Here is a 17,415-nt window from a genome sequence, read left to right as displayed (position 1 = left end):
TCGCGCACCTCCCCGCGGCACCACCGGAGCTTTCAACCCCCGCTGGAACAGCGGGGGTTGGGAGGCGCGTCGGCGGAGCAGCGTATGGGGATGGAATGGATCAGCCTCGCGAGTACGGCACTTGGTGCGCTGGTCGGCCTGGCGGCGACGTTCGTCCTGGACCGGGAGCGCTGGAGACGGGAGAGCGACCAGCGCAGGAGAGACGACCGGCGTGCGGTGTACACGTCGTTTCTCGCCGCCACGGCGGAAGCGAGCGAGACCCTCATCGGCATCGCCCGCGGCCATGACACCGACGCGTCGGCGTCGGCCCGCGCGGGGACCGTCCTGCGGGACAGCAGGGTGCTGTCCCGGCGGCTGGAACTCTCCCTCATCGCGGAGCCGGCCGTCATGGAACAGGCGAACGTCCTCGTGGACCGGCTGCGCGACTACCGCCACGCCGTCGGTCAGGGCCTGGCCGACCGCACGGAGACCGTGGACCGGGCGCGCGTCGCCTTCAACGAGCAGCGGGACCGGCTCATCGAGGTGATGCGCAGGACGCTGACCTGAAGCCCGCCCTCTCCCTTGGGGAGAACTCGCCCCTTCCTCGCGGCGCTGACGAGGACCGGCACGGTGAAGGTCACCGGCGCCGCCCCGGTCCGGCGGGACTTCGTCGGCTCGGACGGCTTCGGCGAACTACCAGTACGAGGTGCTGACCTCACCGGGAGACAACAGCGGTGACGGCAAGGCCGGCCTCGTGGCCCGCGACAGCTCCGGCACCGTGTGGCGCGCCAACGGCAACGGCAAGGGCTCCTTCGGCAGCCGCACGCAGATCGCGACCGGCCGGCAGAGCTACCAGGGTCTGTTCCGGCGCGGACTGCGGCGCAAGCCCGGCGGGCCCGGACGACGTGTTCGTCCGGCCCCGTCCGCCGTCACTTGTGCTTCCCGCCGCCCTTGTCGCCGCCCGAGGCGCCCGAGGCGCCCGAGGCGCCCGAGGCGCCCGAGCTGCCCGTGCCGCCGGTGGTGTTGCCCGCCGTGCTGCCGGACGTGTCCCTGCCGGACGCCTCGGCTCTTCCCGCCGAGCCGTTGCCGGGTCTGCCCGGGTCCGCCGGACCGTTCCGCGCGGCCGCCGCCCGTGCCAGCTGCTCGGAGCAGTACGCGGTGACCTCGTCCTTCCCGCCGGCGGCCGCGACGAGCCGCTGCCAGGCCCGCGCGTCGAGCGCCTTGCCGCGGTCCTTGACCTGCTCGTAGGCCTTGCAGTGGGCTTCGGTGTCCTTGCCGGGGCCGGACTTGTCCGCCCGTCGGTGCCTGCCGGAGGGGGACGCCGACGAGGCCTCGCCGCCCGGCCGGTCCGTGACCGCCGACGGGTGCGCGGTCTCCCGGCCGGCCCCGGCTCCGTCCGCGGACGAGCCGGCCGAACCGATGGCCGCGACCGCGACACCACCCAGGGTGAGACTGGCGAACACCACGCCGAACGTCACCTTCGCGGAGCGCCCGGCATGCCGCTCCGCGGCCGGCCGCCAGTCGTCCCGGCGCCGGGTGCGCGCCCTGCGCGCGGCCGTGCCGTGGGCGGCCCGGAAGGCGGCCACGGCCCGCTGCTCGGCCTCGGGGTCGAGATCGCCCGCGCGGAGGGCGACGGCCAGCATCGTCTCCAGCGCTGCGGAGTCCCGCAGGTCCTGCGGACCCGACGAGGCGCTGTCAGGGTGCACATGCCGACGGCCCCGGAACGCGCCGCCGCTCATCCGTTCACCCATGTCCGCTTCCGTTCCTGTCCGACGGGTTCGATTCGTTCTCGGCGCCGACGCCCAACTGGCGGGCGAGGCGTTTCAGGCCCCGGTGGGCGGCGGTCCGCACCGCTCCCGGCCGCTTGCCCAGGACGCGTGCGGCGGCGGGGCCGTCCAGGCCGACCACGACCCGCAGGAGCACGGCCTCGGCCTGGTCCCCCGGCAGCGAGCGGACCAGTTCCAGGGCCCGCTCGGTGGAGAGGGACTCCAGGGCCAGGTCGGGGGTGCTGTGCGGGGCGGGCAGGTCCAGTACGTCCTGCTCGGTCCCGCCCGCCCGGGGCCGCACGCGCAGGCGGCGCAGATGGTCCAGTGCCCGGTGCCGGGCGATGGTCGCCGTCCAGCCGCGGAACCCGGCCCCGTCCCCCTTGAAACGCCCGAGGTCACGGGTGATCTCCAGCCAGGCGTCGGACGCCACGTCCTCCGCGTCGTCGCCGACGAGCCCGCGCAGATAGCCGAGCAGGTTCGGCTGCACGATCCGGTAGACGACCGCGAAAGCGTTTTCGTCACCGTCCTGGGCCCGGGCGACTGCCGCTCCCAGTTCCGCGTCGTACGTCTGCACGCGCCGGGGGTGCCGTACCTGGCCCACAGATGTCCTCGTTCGCACGGGGTTCATGGCATTCGTCCTCCGCCGTGCTCCGGTCGCGTCGACGGCCCCCCATAGTGACCAGCGTCAGTTCTCACAGAAGTGTCACAACGCACCAGGCGCGTCTTCACGTCACCTGCGTCCCGGCCGGGTGACGTTTCGCGCCGCACCTGCGCTGCATGGCGTGGGTACCGGGTCCGCGCGAGCGGCCCGGGGCGATCGCCCGGCCGTGGGCCGGCACACGATCCGCCGGTCCCCGGACCCCTCTCCGTGGCGCTGCTGACTCCCCCCGGTCGCGGCACGGAGAGGGACGGGGCGCCGGAACCTCGACCACTGCGCGAGGTTCCGGCCGCCCCTGCACATGCCTCGGTGGTGAGGCGGCTGTCGGCCGAGGTGTAACACTTTCGGCCGAGTCCGCTCTGTCCATGTGGAAGACCGCGTCGGTCGGCCAGGACAGGGGACACGACTCGTGCAGCGGACGAACGGCAGCGGCGGAGGGTACGGCGAGGATCCGTACGGCGGCGTCGGGTACGTGTATGCCCACGGCCACGCCTACGGCGGCAGCGCCCCTCCTCATGGTGACGTCCTCACCGTGCCGACTCCCGAGCCGGTGCGGCCCGAGCCCGACTGGTCCGACCCGCGCTGGGCCGAGCCCGTGCGGCCCCCCGTGCGGCCCCCCGTGCGGTCCGAGCCGGCGCGGCCCGTCTTCGTCGATTCCTCGGGGCGACGCCAGCGCCGCGTGCGCCGCGCCGCCCGGCTGCTGGTGATTCCTGCCGGCGGCTACGTCGCCCTGTTGATCGGCACGATGCTGGGCGGCCCGAGCATCAGCGCCCCGTTCGTCCCGCAGCCGGGCTCCGCGCACACGGCCGCGCCCAGCGCGACGGCACCCGGCTCCCCGTCCGGCACTGGCCGTGCCGAGGGAAGCGCGGGCCCCGCAGCGGCGCGGCGGAACTCCGGCTCCGCCGCGCGGAAGACCTCCGGGCCCACGGCGCAGCAGACCTCCGGTCGCACCGACCGGCCGACAGCGTCGACCGCCCCTGCAGCCACGTCCCGGCCCACCACGGTCACCTCCCCGGCCCCGACCACCACCGCCGCTCCCGCCCACACCTCCAAGGGCCGTGCCATCGGCTCGTCCCACAACCCCGTCAAGTGATCCAAGGCCCCGACGTGACCGATCGCCGACGCCGTAAGGCTCCTCCCCGCCGCCTCGGCCGTACCCGTCAGATCACCCCCCGCACTCACTGGCTGCTGCTGAGCGTGCTCGCGGTGACCCTGTCGACCGCCCTCCTGCTGCAGGGCTACACCCACCACATGTTCGGCATCACGTCGGACGCCGTGTCCGGCCCCCGGGGCCGCAGCGACACGGTGCCCACCCAGGTGGTCCACGGCGGCCCCGTGATCGCGGACGCCGCCACCTCTGCGCACACCGCCAAGGTGCAGGCCCGCACCATCGCGCTCACCTTCGACGACGGCCCCGACCCCGTCTGGACGCCGCGCATCCTGGACGTGCTGCGCCGCAACCATGTGCACGCGACGTTCTTCGTCGTCGGAACCCAGGTCGTGGCCCACCCGGAGCTGGTCCGCCGGATCGTCGCCGACGGCCACCAGATCGGCATCCACACCTTCACCCATCCCGACCTGGCCCGCCTCGCCCCATGGCAGCGCTCCCTGGAACTGCGCGAGACACAGCTGGCGGTGGCCGGCGCCGCCGGGGTCACCACCGCGCTGCTGAGGCCGCCGTACTCCTCGAAGAACGACGCGCTGGACGACGCCGACTGGTCCGTCCTCCGGCAGGCCGACGCGGCGGGCTATGTCACGGTGCTCTCCACCCAGGACGCCGAGGACTGGCAGCGTCCCGGCGCGGACCGCGTCCTCGCGAACGCGACACCGCACGGGCACGCCGGGCAGATCCTGCTGATGCACGACGGCGGCGGTGACCGGTCGCAGACCGTCGCCGCGCTCGGCGCCCTGATCCCACGGCTCAAGACCCACGGTTTCCGGTTCGCGACGGTCGGCGCCGCGGTCGGCATGGCCGGACCCGTCCAGCCCGCCGGGCTCGGCGACCGCCTGCAGGGGATGGCCTTCATCAAGGTGCTGCAGGCCGGCGACTGGGCCGTATGGCTGCTGGGCGTGCTGATGTACGCGGCCGGAGCGATCAGCGTGCTGCGCGCGGCGGTCGTGCTGGTCGCGGCCCACCGGCACCGGCGGCTGCGGACGAGAGGCCGGAACCGGGCCTGGGGGCCGCCGGTGACCGAGCCGGTCAGCGTCATCGTCCCCGCGTACAACGAGAGCGCCGGGATCGAGGCGGCCGTCCGCTCGCTCCTCGCCTCCGGCCATCCGGTCGAGATCGTCGTGGTGGACGACGGCTCGACCGACGGCACCGCCGACCTGGTGGAGTCGCTCCGCCTGCCGGTGCGGGTGATCCGCCAGGAGAACGCGGGCAAGCCCGCCGCCCTCAACACCGGACTCGCCGCCGCCACCTACGACCTGGTGGTCATGGTCGACGGCGACACGGTCTTCGAACCCGACACCGTCCGCACGATCGTGCAGCCCTTCGCCGACCCCCGCGTGGGTGCCGTCTCGGGCAACGCCAAGGTCATCAACCGCGGCGGCCTGCTGGGCCGCTGGCAGCACATCGAGTACGTGGTCGGCTTCAACCTCGACCGCCGCCTGTTCGACCTCGCCGAATGCATGCCGACCGTGCCCGGGGCGGTCGGCGCGTTCCGTCGCCGGGCACTGCTGGACCTCGGCGGGGTCAGTGACGTCACCCTCGCCGAGGACACCGACCTCACCATGGCGCTGTGCCGCGCCGGCTGGCGCGTGGTGTACGAGGAGAACGCGCGGGCCTGGACCGAGGCCCCCGCGTCGCTGCACGCCCTGTGGCGTCAGCGGTACCGCTGGTGCTACGGCACCCTGCAGGCGATGTGGAAGCACCGAGGCGCGCTCGTGCAGCGCGGCGCGGCCGGAAAACTCGGCCGCCGGGGCCTGGTCTACCTGCTGCTCCTCCAGGTACTGCTGCCGCTGCTCGCACCCGTCGTGGACATCTTCGCCGTGTACGGGCTGCTCTTCCTCGATCCTGTCCGGATCGCCGGGTTGTGGCTGGCCTTCCTCCTGCTGCAACTCCTGATGGGCCTGTACGCGTTCCGCCTGGACGGAGAACGGGCCGGCCCGCTGTGGAGCCTGCCGCTGCAGCAGTTCGTCTACCGGCAGCTGATGTACCTGGTGGTGATCCAGTCCGTTTTCACCGCCATGTCGGGCTCCCGGCTGAGGTGGCAGCGCATGGAGCGCTACGGCAGCCTGCAGGCCCCGGTGGCGGCGAAGGTGCCCGGCAGCGACCTCCCTCCGCAGGACCCCGGATTTTCACAGCGGCCGCAGCCCGGACCGTACGAGACGACGCAGTCGTACTGAGAGAAAGAGTGAGCACAGCCCATGAGCGGACACCGGCGCCGACCGCCGCAGCGCTTCGACGGCGGCACGCGTGGCAGGGGTGACCGCGCCAGGAGAAGGCCGCCACAGAAGAAACGTTGGATCGACTACCCGCGCCGGGGCAGGACGGGCCCGCGCCGCTGGCTGCCGTCGGTGCTCCAGCTGCTGTCGCTCTTCACGCTCGTCCTCGGCGGCACGGCAGCGGTCGTCGGCTACGCCTACGCCACGGTCACCATCCCCGACCCCAACCCCAGGACACTGCTGCAGAACAACGTCTACTACTGGTCCGACGGCACCGTCCTGGCCACCGACGGCAGCGTCAACCGGCAGAATGTCACCCTCTCCCAGGTCCCCGCGGACGTGCGGTGGGACTTCATCGCGGCGGAGAACTCGTCCTTCTACACCGACCCGGGCATCGACCCGCAGGGCATCGCCCGCGCGGTCCTCCACATGGCCGAGGGCGACTCCGTCCAGTCCGGTTCGACGATCACCCAGCAGTTCGTCAAGAACACGTACCTGGACCAGTCGCAGACCGTCTCCCGCAAGTTCAAGGAACTGCTGATCTCGTCCAAGATCGGCGCCAGCATGACGAAGCAGCAGATCCTCCAGGGATACCTGAACACCTGCTACTTCGGCCGCCAGGCCAACGGCGTCCAGGCCGCCGCCCGCATGTACTACGACCTCCCGGTGGAGAAGCTCGACGTGAGCCAGGGGGCCTTTCTCACCGCGGCGGTCAACGAGCCGAGCCTCTTCCAGTACGCGGACTCCGACCCCACGGCCAGGGCGAAGGCCGAGGCCCGCTGGTCCTGGGTGCTCGACCGGATGGTGCAGACGGGCAGACTGACGTCGCAGCAGCGGGCCCGGTACACCGCGGCGGACTTCCCGACGCCCAGGAAGTGGGCCCCCGGTTCCGGACTGACCGGCCAGACCGGCTACCTGGTCCAACTGGCCCGGTCGTACGTCCAGGCGCACGACCCGGCCGTCACCGACGACAGCCTGAGCCGGGGCGGTTACCAGATCCGCACCACCTTCGACCGGAAGAAGACGGCGGAGCTGTCCCGGGCCGTCGCGAACGTGCGGGGGGAACGTCTCGACCCCGCCCACCGGTCGGTCGACCGGGACGTGCAGGTCGGGGCCGCCTCGGTGGACCCCGGGACCGGCAGGATCCTGGCCGTCTACGGCGGTCCCGGCTTCGACCGGGCCCACTACTCGGACAACGCCGACACCTCCGGCGTCCCGGTGGGCTCGACGTTCAAACCGGTCGTCCTCGCCGCCGCGCTCCGGCACGGAGCCGTCATGCGACCCGGCGGGCCCGCCCAGGCGGTCACCCCGGCCAGCAAGTTCAACGGTGACGACGGCATCAGGATCAAGGACCAGCAGGGCAGCTACGTCACCGACGACAAGGACCCCAGCGGCCTCCTCCACCAGCACAACGACACCACGCACCGCTGGGGCTACATCTCGCTGCGCACCGCCATGGAGCAGTCGGTCAACACGCCGTACGTGCAACTGGGTGAGGACGTCGGCTACGACAACGTCGCGAAGACGGCCGAGGCCCTCGGCCTGCGCTCCGGCAGCCTCGCCGCCCCCAGCGCCGGTTTCTACATCGGCACCTCGACACCGAGCGCCATCCGGATGGCGGGCGCCTACGCGACCTTCGCCGCCTCCGGTACGCAGACCACCCCGTACTCCGTGACCAGAGTGACCCACAACGGCAGGGCGCTGCCCGGCTTCACCGCCCCGGCCCCCGTACGGGCCCTGCCGTCGGCCGTCGCCGACCATGTGACCGACGTGCTCCGGGGCGTCATCGCCCGGGGCACCGGAACCAAGGCCCAGGCCCTCGGCAGGACGGCCGCCGGCAAGACGGGAACCACCGACGACTACCGATCGGCCTGGTTCGTCGGCTACACCCCTCAACTCGCCACCTCCGTGGTCCTCTTCCGAGAGGACCCGAAACATCCCCAGCTGCAGTCCCTGGTCGGGGTCGGCGGCCTCCAGAAGGTGTTCGGCGGCGACATCCCCACCGAGATCTGGACCCAGTACATGCGCGGCGCCCTCACCGGCCTCCCCGACGCGCCCTTCCCCACCCCCACACCCCTGGGGCACGGCGCCGACGAGCCGGGCGCTCCCTCACCCACTCCCTCCGCACACCCGGACAAGCGGGGCGGCAAGGAAGGCAGGAAGACGCCCCCCACCGTCGCTCCCAGGCCGAGCGCCCCGGAACCCCGCCCCAAATGTCACCGGCGCTGGTGCCGTTGATCCTTGCCCGGCGGGCGTTTGCAGACGTCTGACTGAGCGTCAACTCCACGGCGGGTCTTGCCGGTTCCCGTGCGAGCCTCTAGGTTAAGCGCGCTCTTAAGTCTACTTAACTGCGTACTTAAGCGAGGTCTCCGTGCAGCACCGCGCAAGACCACGTACCTGCAGGGCCGTTGCCGTCGCGGCCGTCCTGGCCGCCGCGGTGGCGTCGGCCGTCGGAGCGCACCCGGGACCGGCCGAGGCGGCGAGTGCCGTCCCCGCTCACACCCAGCGCGTCGAGTACTTCCCCGGTCCCGGAGCGGAACCCCGCCAGGTGACCGTCCCGGCGGACACCCCCGCCCGGACGGCCCGCCGCACGCCGGCCCCGGCCGGCGCCACCGGGACGGCGAGGGCACTCCAGCGGACCGGTCCGGTGTCCGGGCGGCTCGACCTGGTGGTGATGGGCGACGGCTACACCGCCGACGAACAGGGCGAGTTCGCCTCGGACGCCGAGGAGAAGCTGCACGAGATCTTCGGCATCGAGCCGTACCGGAGCTACCGAGGCCTGTTCAACATCTGGCTGGTCGGCGCCGTCTCCCACGACTCCGGCGTCTCCGGCGACCCGACGGCCGATGTCGCCAAGGACACCGCGCTGGGCGCCCACTTCTTCTGCGACGACGTCGAACGCCTGCTGTGCGTCGACACGGACAAGGTCGCGGACTACGCCGCTCTGGCCCCGGACGCCGACATCGTCTTCGTCGTCGCGAACTCCGCCAAGTACGGCGGCGCGGGCTACTCCGCCGGCGACCTGCCGGCGGGCTCACCCTTCCACGGGGTGGCGACGATGTCGTCCGCGAACGACAGGTCGTACCTCATCGGCGCCCACGAACTGGGCCACTCCATAGGCCACCTGGCCGACGAGTACCAGTACGCGGGCTACGGCGCCTACCCGTACACCGACGAACCGGCCGAGGCCAACCTCACGCTCCACCGCGACCCGGGCGCGTCGAAGTGGTACCGCTGGCTCGGGGCCGACGACCCGACGGGTTCGGTCGTGGGCGCGTACGAGGGCGGGGGGTACTACGAGACGGGCATCTACCGGCCGACCGAGACGTCCATCATGCGCTCCCTGGCCTCGACCGAGTTCAACGTCGTCGGCCGGGAGGCGATGATCGCCGGTTTCTACGCCGACGCGGACGCGCTGACGTCCTTCGTCCCCACGTCCCGGCCGGTCGGGCAGGGGCGGCGGATCACCGTGCGCCTCGCCCCGCTCACCGGCCTCGCCGACCTCGAACTGACCTGGTACGTCGACGGCAGACAGGTCCGGTCGGCCACGGGTGACCTGTCCGTGACACCGCACGAACTGGGCGTCCACGGCCACGGCCACGAGGTCACGGCCACCGTGACCGACCGCACGACGGCGGTACGGGACCCCGCGGTCCGGGCCCGGACGTCCGACTCGCTGACCTGGACGGTGCGGTGACGCGGTAGCCGCTGCGGCTCACTCGGTACCGGTGGGCCGGCGGGCGTCGTCGTCCGGGAAGAGGGCCGCGGCCACGTGCCTGGTGTCGGCGTACTCCACGACGGAGGCGATCCTGCCGTCGCGGACCGTGTAGATGCCGATGCAGCGGTTGTCGTAGGTGCCCCCGTACACGGTGGTGGCCTTGGAGGTCCATTCCGCCACCACGCGGTCGCCCTCGGCGATCGTGCTGACCAGGTCGATCTCCACGGTGCCGGGGACGAAGACCGTTCCCATGTTGCCGAGGAACTCGTTGACGATCTCGTCGCGTCCTCGCCACACCTTGGAGACGGGCAGGTCGCCCGGGTAGTGCCAGGTCGCGTCTTCGCGGAAGCTGTCGTGGATGACATCGGCGTCGCCGTCGCGGACGGCCTCGACGTAGCGGACGACGACGGCCCTGGGGTCGCTGGTGGTCATGGGTGTGCTCCTTCGGTGGTGTTCCTGCGTCCGGTCGTCCGGGCGCCGGTCAGGACAGGGTGAGGACGGCCTTGCCGCGGATGCGGCGGTCGCGCAGGTCGGTCAGGGTGGTCGCGGTGTCGGCCCAGTCCGTGACCCGGCCGATCTCGGGATGCAGGCGGCCTTCGGCGGTCAGCCGGACCAGCGTCGCCAGGTCGTCGTCGAGCCGGGTGTCCGCGTCGAGGTAGTGGAAGTGGCGGATCACAGCCGATTCGGGGCCGGCGAAGAAGTCGAAGAAGTCGAGCGTCACCGGAGTACGACTGGCCTGCCCGAACCAGATCAGCGTGCCGCGCCCGGCGAGCCGCGCGAGTGCGAGAGGGAGGGCCTGTCCCCCGGTCGACTCCAGCACGATGTCGTAAGGGCCCCGGGCGTCGGCGACGTCGTGGACGATCTCGGTGGCGCCGAGTTCGGCGAGCCGGGCGCCGCGGTCGGCGTCCCTGGTCACGGCGGTGACCTGGGCCCCGGCAGCGGCCGCGAGTTCGGTGACGAAGTGGCCCACGCCTCCGGAGGCACCGGTCAGCAGGACCCGTCGTCCCAGCACCGGCCCGGCGGCGCGCAGCAGCCGCAGCGCGGTGAGCCCGGCCAGCGGCAGCGCGGCGCCCTGGAGCGCGGAGGCGTCGTCCGGCAGCTCGGCGAGCGCGTCGGTCGGCACAGCCACGTACTCCGCCCAGCCGCCCTCCATGGGGTGCCCGACGACCCGGGTGATCCCGGACGGTCCGCTGCCGTCGGCGGCCGGCTGCACCACCAGCCCCGCGATGTCCTTGCCGGGGCGGTCGCCGGGGCCGGGCCGCTCCAGTCTGAAGGTCTCGCCCCGGTTGACCGAGAACGCCTCGACCTTCACCAGTGCCTCGTCGGGGCGTGGCGTCGGCTCCGCGACGTCGGCGAGCACGACCGGCTCGGCGGGGTCTCCGGTCGGTACGAAGGCTTTCATCGTGGTCGTCCCTTCGGTGGCCCGGGGCCGTCCCCCGGTGCTGTCTGCCGGGACCATCCGACCGCGTGCGGCTGCGGCTCGGCCAACAACGAAGCGGCCGGACCGACAACGCGGGGTTGTCGCATAGGGTCAGGGGCATGGACCTCGACCTCGCCCTGGTCCGCGCTTTCGTCGCGACGGCCCGGACACTCCACTTCGGGCGGGCCGCGGAGGAGCTGAACACCAGTCAGCAGGCGCTGTCCAAGCGCATCGCGCGGCTGGAGGAGCTACTGGCCGTGCGGCTGTTCGAGCGGCAGGGCGGCATCCGGCTGAGCGAGGCGGGGGAGCGGTTCCTGCCGGCCGCGCGCGAGGCGCTGGTGGCGGGCGAGCGGGCGGTCGCGGCGGTGACGGGCATCGGACCGGTCGTACGGATCGACGCATGGGGTCATCTGTACGCGCCGATGCGCACGGTCGCCGACGTGGTGGAGGCGCTCGGTCCGTTGCGGTGCGAGCCGGGTCCGGGTCGTGACTGGCCGTCGGTCGCGCAGGCGCTGCTGCGCGGCGACACGGACCTGGGATTCGGCCGGGTGCACCCGCTGCCCGACGGCCGGGACGCGGGACTCACCCAGCGGCTGGTGCGGCTGGAACCCGTCGACGCGGTCGTCAGCCCGTCCCACCCGCTGGCCGACGCCCTCGCCCTGCGCCCGGCCGACCTGCGCGACAGCGTCCTGTGGTCCCCGGCCGAACTGAGCCGTCTGGACTTCCTGCGCCGCTTCGCCGACGAGTTCCACATCACGCGCCGGCACGACGGCCCCAACCTGGGCCTGGACCACCTCGTGCAGCACGTCCGCACCGAGCCCGAGGGCTTCACCCTCTTCCCCGCCGACGCGCCGCTGCCGGACCACATGGGCCTGCGCTGCATCCCGCTCGTCGAGCCCACGCCGCTGTACGCGTGGTCGCTGGCATGGCGCGAGTCCTCCCGTCACCCCCTGCTCGACACCCTGCTGCGCGGCTTCACCGAAGCCGGGCGCGCCCGGCGCTGGTTGGAGTACTCACCGCGGAGCGACTGGCTCCCCGACATCGACCATTCCCTGCTCAGGCGAGCTGTTCGAAGTTGAAGGAGCGGATGAAGCAGTCCCGCGGCTGGGACACGGCGAACAGCGCACACTCCACGAGCGAGTGCGCGGCCAGCGGGTCGCCGGTCCCGCGCGGAGTCTTCTCCCAGTCCTCGGACAGCGGGTCGGGGTTCACGAAGTCCGGCGGGTACAGGGAGATGACGCGCACCCCCTCGGGGCGCAGCCGCTTGGAGAGGATGTCCGCGAATCCCGCCTGGGCGCTCTTGGCGGCGTAGAACGCGGAGTGGGCGTCCGAGCGGTGGTGCCCGGGGACACCGGCGGTCGAGATCATGTTGACCACGTCCGGCTGCCGCGAGGCACGCAGCAGGGGCAGGAAGTTCTTCACCATGAGGACCGTGCCGGTGGCGCCCGAGGCCATGGTGTCCGCGACGTCCTCGTCGGTGGCCGACAGCAGGTCGGTGCCCTCCAGCCAGCGGGCCGCGTTGTTGACCAGGATGTCGATGTGGCCGGTCACCGCGGCGACTTCGGCGGCGAAGGCCCGGATCGAAGCGTGGTCGGACAAGTCGCAGGCGAACGGCTGCACCTGGTCGTGGCCCAGGCCGCGGATCTCGTCGGCCACGCGGCGGGCGGTCTGCGCCGTCCGTGCGGAGAGGTACACCTCGGCACCGCACTGCGCGAAGCGGACGGCCAGGGTGCGCCCGAAGTCCCGGGAGGCTCCGGTGACGACCACCTTGCGGCCGTCGAGCCGGGGAAGCGGGGTGCGGGATGCGGGGCTGCTCTGTGCGTCGTTCATGGATCGGGATTCTCCCTCCCGACCCCGCTGATAGCTTGCTGCTTCTGTCAGTTCACTCATGGGGGAAAGCATGAGCCAGCAGCCGCCGTTCAACCCGTACCACCAGCAGCCCCAGGGGTACGGACCGCCGCCTGCCCAGGGACAGCCCCCGATGCACCCGGCACCGCCGTTCCAGGCCCCGCCGTTCCAGGGGGCGCCCCTCGCACAGCGGTCGGGCGGGGGCGGCCATCCGGTCGGCGCGGTCCTCCTGGGCTTCGTCGTCTCGGTCGTCGTCTCGCTGCTCTACAGCGGTGTCAACCTGGCCACGTACAAGGACCAGTCGCTCACGACGGCCAACACCCTGTACCTGGTCCACGCACTCCTCAACGGAGCGGTCGTCGGCTGCTTGGTCGGCTCGCTGGCCCACCGCAGCACCGGTGCCCGGATCGGCGCGGCCGTCATCGCCGCGCTCGGCGCCTTCTTCGGCTACACCAACTCCCTCCCGCTCATCTTCGCCGACGCCCAGACGCCGTCCTTCGTCGCGGACATGCTGAGGCATGATCCCTTCTTCCCGGCCAAGGCCTGGTGGACCAGCGAGGCCGATGGCGGAGTCGACTGGTACTCCCCGCTCGGCCTGGTGGTCGCAGCGGCCGCGGCCTGGGGTCTCGCCCACGTCATCGGGGCCAGGCGCAGTCGCATGTGACCACCCCCCACGGTCGGGTCAGCCGGCCTGCGACGGGGACTGCTTCATGGCGTCGACGACGGCCCGCTTCATGATGGCGCTGGTGTAGAGCACCGTGCCGGGGGTGATCAGGTGGTCCGTTCCGCTGTTCCCGTACACCTGGACGGTGCGCTTGCCGAGGAAGACATGGGTCTTCCTGTCGAAGATCCATTCCTCGCGCTCACCGCTGGGCTTGTCGAGCCGGGCCACCGCCACCCCGTGCCTGCCCGCCGCGTCCACCGCGTCATCCACCACGACGACACCGGGGATCTTCGCGGCGGCCTTGAACAGCGCCGAGTAGAGCTCCGCCGGGGGGTAGCTCTCACCGAGCAGGTCCCCGATGGTGGTGAACGCCTCCTGGTCGGGGGAGTTGCCGTGGCCCTTGGTCTCCTTGTAGATCTTGGCCAGCAGTTCGTCGGGGTCGGTGGTGAGCTTGGCCAGGTAGTCGTACGACGGACCGTTCAGGTCCGCCTTCGGGGTGTTGCCCCGCTCGTCGGGCAGGCTCAGGGTCTCGCCCTCGGGACTGTCGTCGACCGCGGGGTCGATGAGCCAGCCCTTGGTGCCGTCCGGGGACTCCCACACCTGACGCCGGTGCAGCGCGTGGCTGGCGAGGCTGGACTTGCCGCCGACGGTCTTCACATACGTTTCGGCCGCCTTGGACTCGATGTAGATGAACTGCCCCGGCCTGACCTCCGGGTGGGACGTGTCGGCCGCCGCCAGTGAGATCTGGTCGAGCAGCTGGGGCACGCCCTTGCTGGTCGCCGCGCCGATCTGCGTGGTCAGCGCCGGTCCGGTGGCGACGCCTCCGTCCTTGACCCCGCCCCCGCCGGACATCGACACACCGGCGACGACAGCTGCCGCCACGGCGGCCGCCAGCGCGGGCAGCGCGATCGCCGGACGCGGGAGCCAGGAACGCCGCGGCTTCGCCGGGACCGTCGCCGTGCGCTCTTCCTGCTGCATGTCGTGGATCTGGGCCATCAGACGCTCCCTGTGGAACTGGTGGCGGCCCGCCGGCAGGTCACGCGCGGTCCGGGAGAAGAGCTGTGCGCTCTCGTCCCACTCGGCCGGGTTCTGCCGGGAGGTGTTCGCGTTCATCGGTTTCCTTCCTGTGCGGGCCGGATCACGTTCGTGCGATCACCTCTTGTCTGTCGGGCGGGACGGCCGGCTTCCCGATTTCCGCGGACTTTCTCGGACGGTGCCCCGGCCGCGGAGCGGACCGGTTCGTCCTGGGCGTAGGCGCGCAGCTTCTTGCGGGCCCGGGAGAGCCGGGAGGCGACGGTTCCGACGGGAATCCCGAGCGCCCCCGCCGCGGCCTCGTAGTCCAGGCCCTCACCCAGGCAGAGCGTGACGACCTCACGCTCCGGCCGGCGCAGCCTGGCGAGGGCGGTGAGGGCCGTGGCGAGACGGCGCCGGTCGTCGACCCGCTCGGCCACCTCGTCCGCGTGGTCGGGCACCGACAGCTCGGCCGCAGCGGCGGCGTTCGCGGCAGCCCGGTATCGCCGGTTGCTCCGGTACTGGTTGCGCGCCGTGTTGGTGGCGATGCCCAGCAACCAGGGCCGCAGGGAGCCGCCTTCGGGATCGACCCTGTCGCGCAGCCGCCACGCCTCCAGGAACGTCGCGGCCATCACGTCCTCGGCCACCGTCCAGTCGGCGGTCAGCCGGAAGGCGTGGTTGTAGACCGCGCGGGCGAAGCTGTCGAAGAGCTCCGCGAACGCGCTCGATTCCCCGGCCCGTACCCGGGTTCGCATATCAGTGCTCACCTCAATGAGCTGTCCGGCACCATGCGCCCACTTCCCGTGACCTGCGTCACATGTGCTGGGCCGTGGGCGGCGTCCCGCCGCCGCGTCGGGGGCGCCGTGCCCGGCACCGTGCCCGGCACCGTGGCCGGCCCGACGACGGCCGCCTCTTTCGGCCGCCTCTTACGACCGGCCCCTCACCCGGCCTCGTCGCGAAGGGCCTTGTCGATGTCGCCCAGTGCGCTGGTCAGCCGTGCGTAGTCGTCGGCCGCCAGTGGCCTGACGAAGTACTCCTCCACCACGCGGGCGTGGACGGCCGCGGCGCGCAGGAACGCCGCGCGCCCCTCGGCGGTCGGTTCCACCAGGGCCACCCTGCGGTCCTCGGGGGAGGGGGTGCGGCGGACCAGGCCGGCCTCCTCCATGCGGTCGATCAGGCGGGTGGTGCCGCTGCTGGTGAGGGTGAGGTCGTCGGCCAGCTGCCGCTGGGAGACCTCCTCGCCGGGGCGGCGGCAGAGCCGTATCAGCACCTCGAGCATGGTGTGGCTGATCCCGCACTCCCGCCGCAGCGCGCTGTCGATGCGCTGTTCCAGGCGGGTCGCGGACTTGATCAGCAGACCGAAGTCCCGGACGAGCCCGCTGTTGGCGGCGCGGGCGAGGGCTTCGTCGTCGTGCTGGGGCGTGGCGTTCATCGCCGCCGAGTTTACTGTCGACTCATCTACTGCTGCCTCAGTCACTGCTGCGTCAGACACTGCTGTCTCAATTGCTGAGTAGTCAATTGCTGATCAGTCAATGAAATCCTAGAGTGGGCGCACCCGCGAGCGAGAGGGAGATCAGTGGATCTGCAGCACTGGCTCGGACGAGCCACTCACGCCATACAGGACTGGGCCGACGGTTTCGGCCCCTACCGGACCCACCCGTCCCTCCAGGTGGACGACGACCGCTTCGCGGCGGCCTTCGAGGAGTTCACGGGCCGGCTGAAGGACAACTACCCCTTCTTCCATCCGCACTACGCGGGCCAGATGCTCAAGCCCCCGCACCCCGCCGCGGTGGTCGGCCACCTCACCGCCATGCTGATCAACCCCAACAACCACGCCCTGGACGGCGGCCCCGCCACCGCCGCGATGGAACGCGAGGCCGTCGCCCGGCTCGCCGCGATGTTCGGCTACGACTCCCACCTCGGCCACCTCACCACCAGCGGCACGATCGCCAACCTCGAAGCCCTCTTCGTCGCCCGCGAGCTCCACCCCGGCCGGGGCGTCGCCCACAGCGCCGACGCCCACTACACCCACGGCCGGATGTGCCACGTCCTGGGCATGAAGAGCCACCCCGTGCGCACCGACGACCAGGGGCGGATGGACCTCGACGCACTGGAGGACGTACTGCGCACCGGGGACGTGGGCACCGTCGTCCTCACCACCGGTACCACCGGACTGGGCGCCGTCGACCCCGTTCACGAGGTCCTGCCGCTCGCCGGGCGCCACGGCGTGCGCGTCCACGTCGACGCCGCGTACGGCGGCTTCTTCACCCTGCTCGCCGGCGCGGACGGCCCGGAGGGGCTGCCCCCCGAGCCCTGGCGGGCCCTGGCGCGGGCCGACTCGATCGTCGTCGACCCGCACAAGCACGGACTCCAGCCCTACGGCTGCGGCGCCGTCCTCTTCCGCGACCCCGAGGTGGGCCGCTTCTACCTGCACGACTCGCCCTACACCTACTTCACCTCGACCGAGCTGCACCTCGGCGAGATCAGCCTGGAGTGCTCCCGCGCCGGCGCCGCCGCGGCTGCCCTGTGGCTCACCTTCCAGCTGCTCCCGCCCACCCCGGACGGCCTCGGCCGGGTCCTGGCGGCCGGCCGGCGAGCCGCCCTGAAGTGGGCGGACCTGATCGAGGCGTCCGACCTCCTGGAGCTCTACCAGCGACCCCAGCTGGACATCGTCACGTACTTCCCCGCCGTCGACCCGGCGAGCCTCACCGGCATCGACGCGGCGTCCGCCCGCATCCTGGCGGACGGCATGGAGAGCCCCGACCCCGTCTTCCTGAGCACCCTCAAGGCCGGCCGCGAGGCGTTCGCCGCCCGCCATCCCAAGATCACCGCGGATGCCGACGGGGCGCGGATCCTCCGCAGCGTCCTCATGAAGCCGGAGTCCGAACACCATGTGGAGCACCTGCACAGCCGGGTGGAGCGACTGGCCGGGGCCCGCTGACCCGGCCTCCGCCGCGCCGCGAC

At 72.2% G+C, this 17,415-nt stretch carries 16 protein-coding genes; 8 read left to right on the top strand and 8 right to left on the bottom strand.

Annotated features, from left to right (window positions below; translation table 11 throughout):
• Positions 1-90 precede the first annotated feature (90 nt).
• Positions 91-546, top strand: coding sequence for a hypothetical protein (locus AC07DS_RS07965; protein ID WP_479143633.1), 456 nt, complete (start codon positions 91-93; stop codon positions 544-546).
• 362 nt (positions 547-908) lie between these two features.
• Here AC07DS_RS07965 and AC07DS_RS07960 read toward each other — a convergent pair whose 3' ends face one another.
• On the bottom strand, positions 909-1,730 hold the full coding sequence (locus AC07DS_RS07960) for a hypothetical protein (RefSeq protein ID WP_479143632.1): 822 nt from the start codon (positions 1,728-1,730) through the stop codon (positions 909-911).
• Positions 1,723-2,346, bottom strand: coding sequence for an RNA polymerase sigma factor (locus AC07DS_RS07955; RefSeq protein WP_468815137.1), 624 nt, complete (start codon positions 2,344-2,346; stop codon positions 1,723-1,725). Before AC07DS_RS07955 ends, AC07DS_RS07960 begins: the two co-directional genes overlap by 8 nt.
• Before the next feature lie 466 nt (positions 2,347-2,812).
• On the opposite strand from AC07DS_RS07955, the gene AC07DS_RS07950 reads away from it, so the two are divergent.
• The 4 genes from AC07DS_RS07950 to AC07DS_RS07935 all read left to right on the top strand — a co-directional run bounded on the left by AC07DS_RS07950 (position 2,813) and on the right by AC07DS_RS07935 (position 9,487).
• Positions 2,813-3,496, top strand: coding sequence for a hypothetical protein (locus AC07DS_RS07950; RefSeq protein WP_479143631.1), 684 nt, complete (start codon positions 2,813-2,815; stop codon positions 3,494-3,496).
• A 14-nt stretch (positions 3,497-3,510) separates the two neighbouring features.
• Positions 3,511-5,751, top strand: coding sequence for a bifunctional polysaccharide deacetylase/glycosyltransferase family 2 protein (locus tag AC07DS_RS07945; RefSeq protein ID WP_479143630.1), 2,241 nt, complete (start codon positions 3,511-3,513; stop codon positions 5,749-5,751).
• Between the two features lie 21 nt (positions 5,752-5,772).
• Positions 5,773-8,028: a transglycosylase domain-containing protein gene (locus AC07DS_RS07940; RefSeq protein ID WP_479143629.1), complete on the top strand. Its 2,256-nt coding sequence runs from the start codon at positions 5,773-5,775 to the stop codon at positions 8,026-8,028.
• 133 nt (positions 8,029-8,161) lie between these two features.
• On the top strand, positions 8,162-9,487 hold the full coding sequence (locus tag AC07DS_RS07935) for a M64 family metallopeptidase (RefSeq protein ID WP_479143628.1): 1,326 nt from the start codon (positions 8,162-8,164) through the stop codon (positions 9,485-9,487).
• Positions 9,488-9,505: 18 nt separating this feature from the next.
• Here the strand turns inward: AC07DS_RS07935 and AC07DS_RS07930 are convergent, their stop codons facing one another.
• Together AC07DS_RS07930 and AC07DS_RS07925 are read right to left on the bottom strand one after the other, a co-directional pair.
• Positions 9,506-9,940 (bottom strand): nuclear transport factor 2 family protein, encoded by a 435-nt coding sequence (locus AC07DS_RS07930; protein WP_479143627.1) that lies wholly within the window; start codon positions 9,938-9,940, stop codon positions 9,506-9,508.
• Positions 9,941-9,989: 49 nt separating this feature from the next.
• Positions 9,990-10,910, bottom strand: coding sequence for a zinc-binding dehydrogenase (locus AC07DS_RS07925; protein ID WP_479143626.1), 921 nt, complete (start codon positions 10,908-10,910; stop codon positions 9,990-9,992).
• 137 nt (positions 10,911-11,047) lie between these two features.
• Here AC07DS_RS07925 and AC07DS_RS07920 point away from each other — a divergent pair, with 137 nt between their 5' ends.
• Entirely contained in the window at positions 11,048-12,007 is a 960-nt protein-coding gene (locus tag AC07DS_RS07920; RefSeq protein WP_479143625.1) for a LysR family transcriptional regulator, read from the top strand.
• Here the strand turns inward: AC07DS_RS07920 and AC07DS_RS07915 are convergent.
• The gene (locus AC07DS_RS07915) at positions 11,985-12,758 is read right to left on the bottom strand and encodes an SDR family oxidoreductase (protein ID WP_479143624.1); all 774 of its coding nucleotides are present in this window, start codon (positions 12,756-12,758) and stop codon (positions 11,985-11,987) included. The two genes, AC07DS_RS07920 and AC07DS_RS07915, sit on opposite strands and share 23 nt — an antisense overlap.
• 70 nt (positions 12,759-12,828) lie before the next feature.
• On the opposite strand from AC07DS_RS07915, the gene AC07DS_RS07910 reads away from it, so the two are divergent.
• Positions 12,829-13,440, top strand: coding sequence for a hypothetical protein (locus AC07DS_RS07910; protein ID WP_479143623.1), 612 nt, complete (start codon positions 12,829-12,831; stop codon positions 13,438-13,440).
• A gap of 18 nt (positions 13,441-13,458) precedes the next feature.
• On the opposite strand, the gene AC07DS_RS07905 is transcribed toward AC07DS_RS07910, so the two are convergent.
• The 3 genes from AC07DS_RS07905 to AC07DS_RS07895 all read right to left on the bottom strand — a co-directional run bounded on the left by AC07DS_RS07905 (position 13,459) and on the right by AC07DS_RS07895 (position 15,883).
• On the bottom strand, positions 13,459-14,553 hold the full coding sequence (locus tag AC07DS_RS07905; RefSeq protein ID WP_479143622.1) for a CU044_5270 family protein: 1,095 nt from the start codon (positions 14,551-14,553) through the stop codon (positions 13,459-13,461).
• Positions 14,550-15,206, bottom strand: a complete 657-nt coding sequence (locus AC07DS_RS07900; RefSeq protein WP_479143621.1) for an RNA polymerase sigma factor — start codon at positions 15,204-15,206, stop codon at positions 14,550-14,552. Before AC07DS_RS07900 ends, AC07DS_RS07905 begins: the two co-directional genes overlap by 4 nt.
• 185 nt (positions 15,207-15,391) lie before the next feature.
• Entirely contained in the window at positions 15,392-15,883 is a 492-nt protein-coding gene (locus AC07DS_RS07895; RefSeq protein WP_145879278.1) for a MarR family winged helix-turn-helix transcriptional regulator, read from the bottom strand.
• Positions 15,884-16,027: 144 nt separating this feature from the next.
• Here AC07DS_RS07895 and AC07DS_RS07890 point away from each other — a divergent pair, with 144 nt between their 5' ends.
• Positions 16,028-17,392: a pyridoxal phosphate-dependent decarboxylase family protein gene (locus AC07DS_RS07890; RefSeq protein WP_479143620.1), complete on the top strand. Its 1,365-nt coding sequence runs from the start codon at positions 16,028-16,030 to the stop codon at positions 17,390-17,392.
• Positions 17,393-17,415: the final 23 nt, after the last annotated feature.

Source organism: Streptomyces sp. NPDC044064 (assembly GCF_056434245.1).
This window is presented reverse-complemented; position numbering and strand designations above follow the sequence as displayed.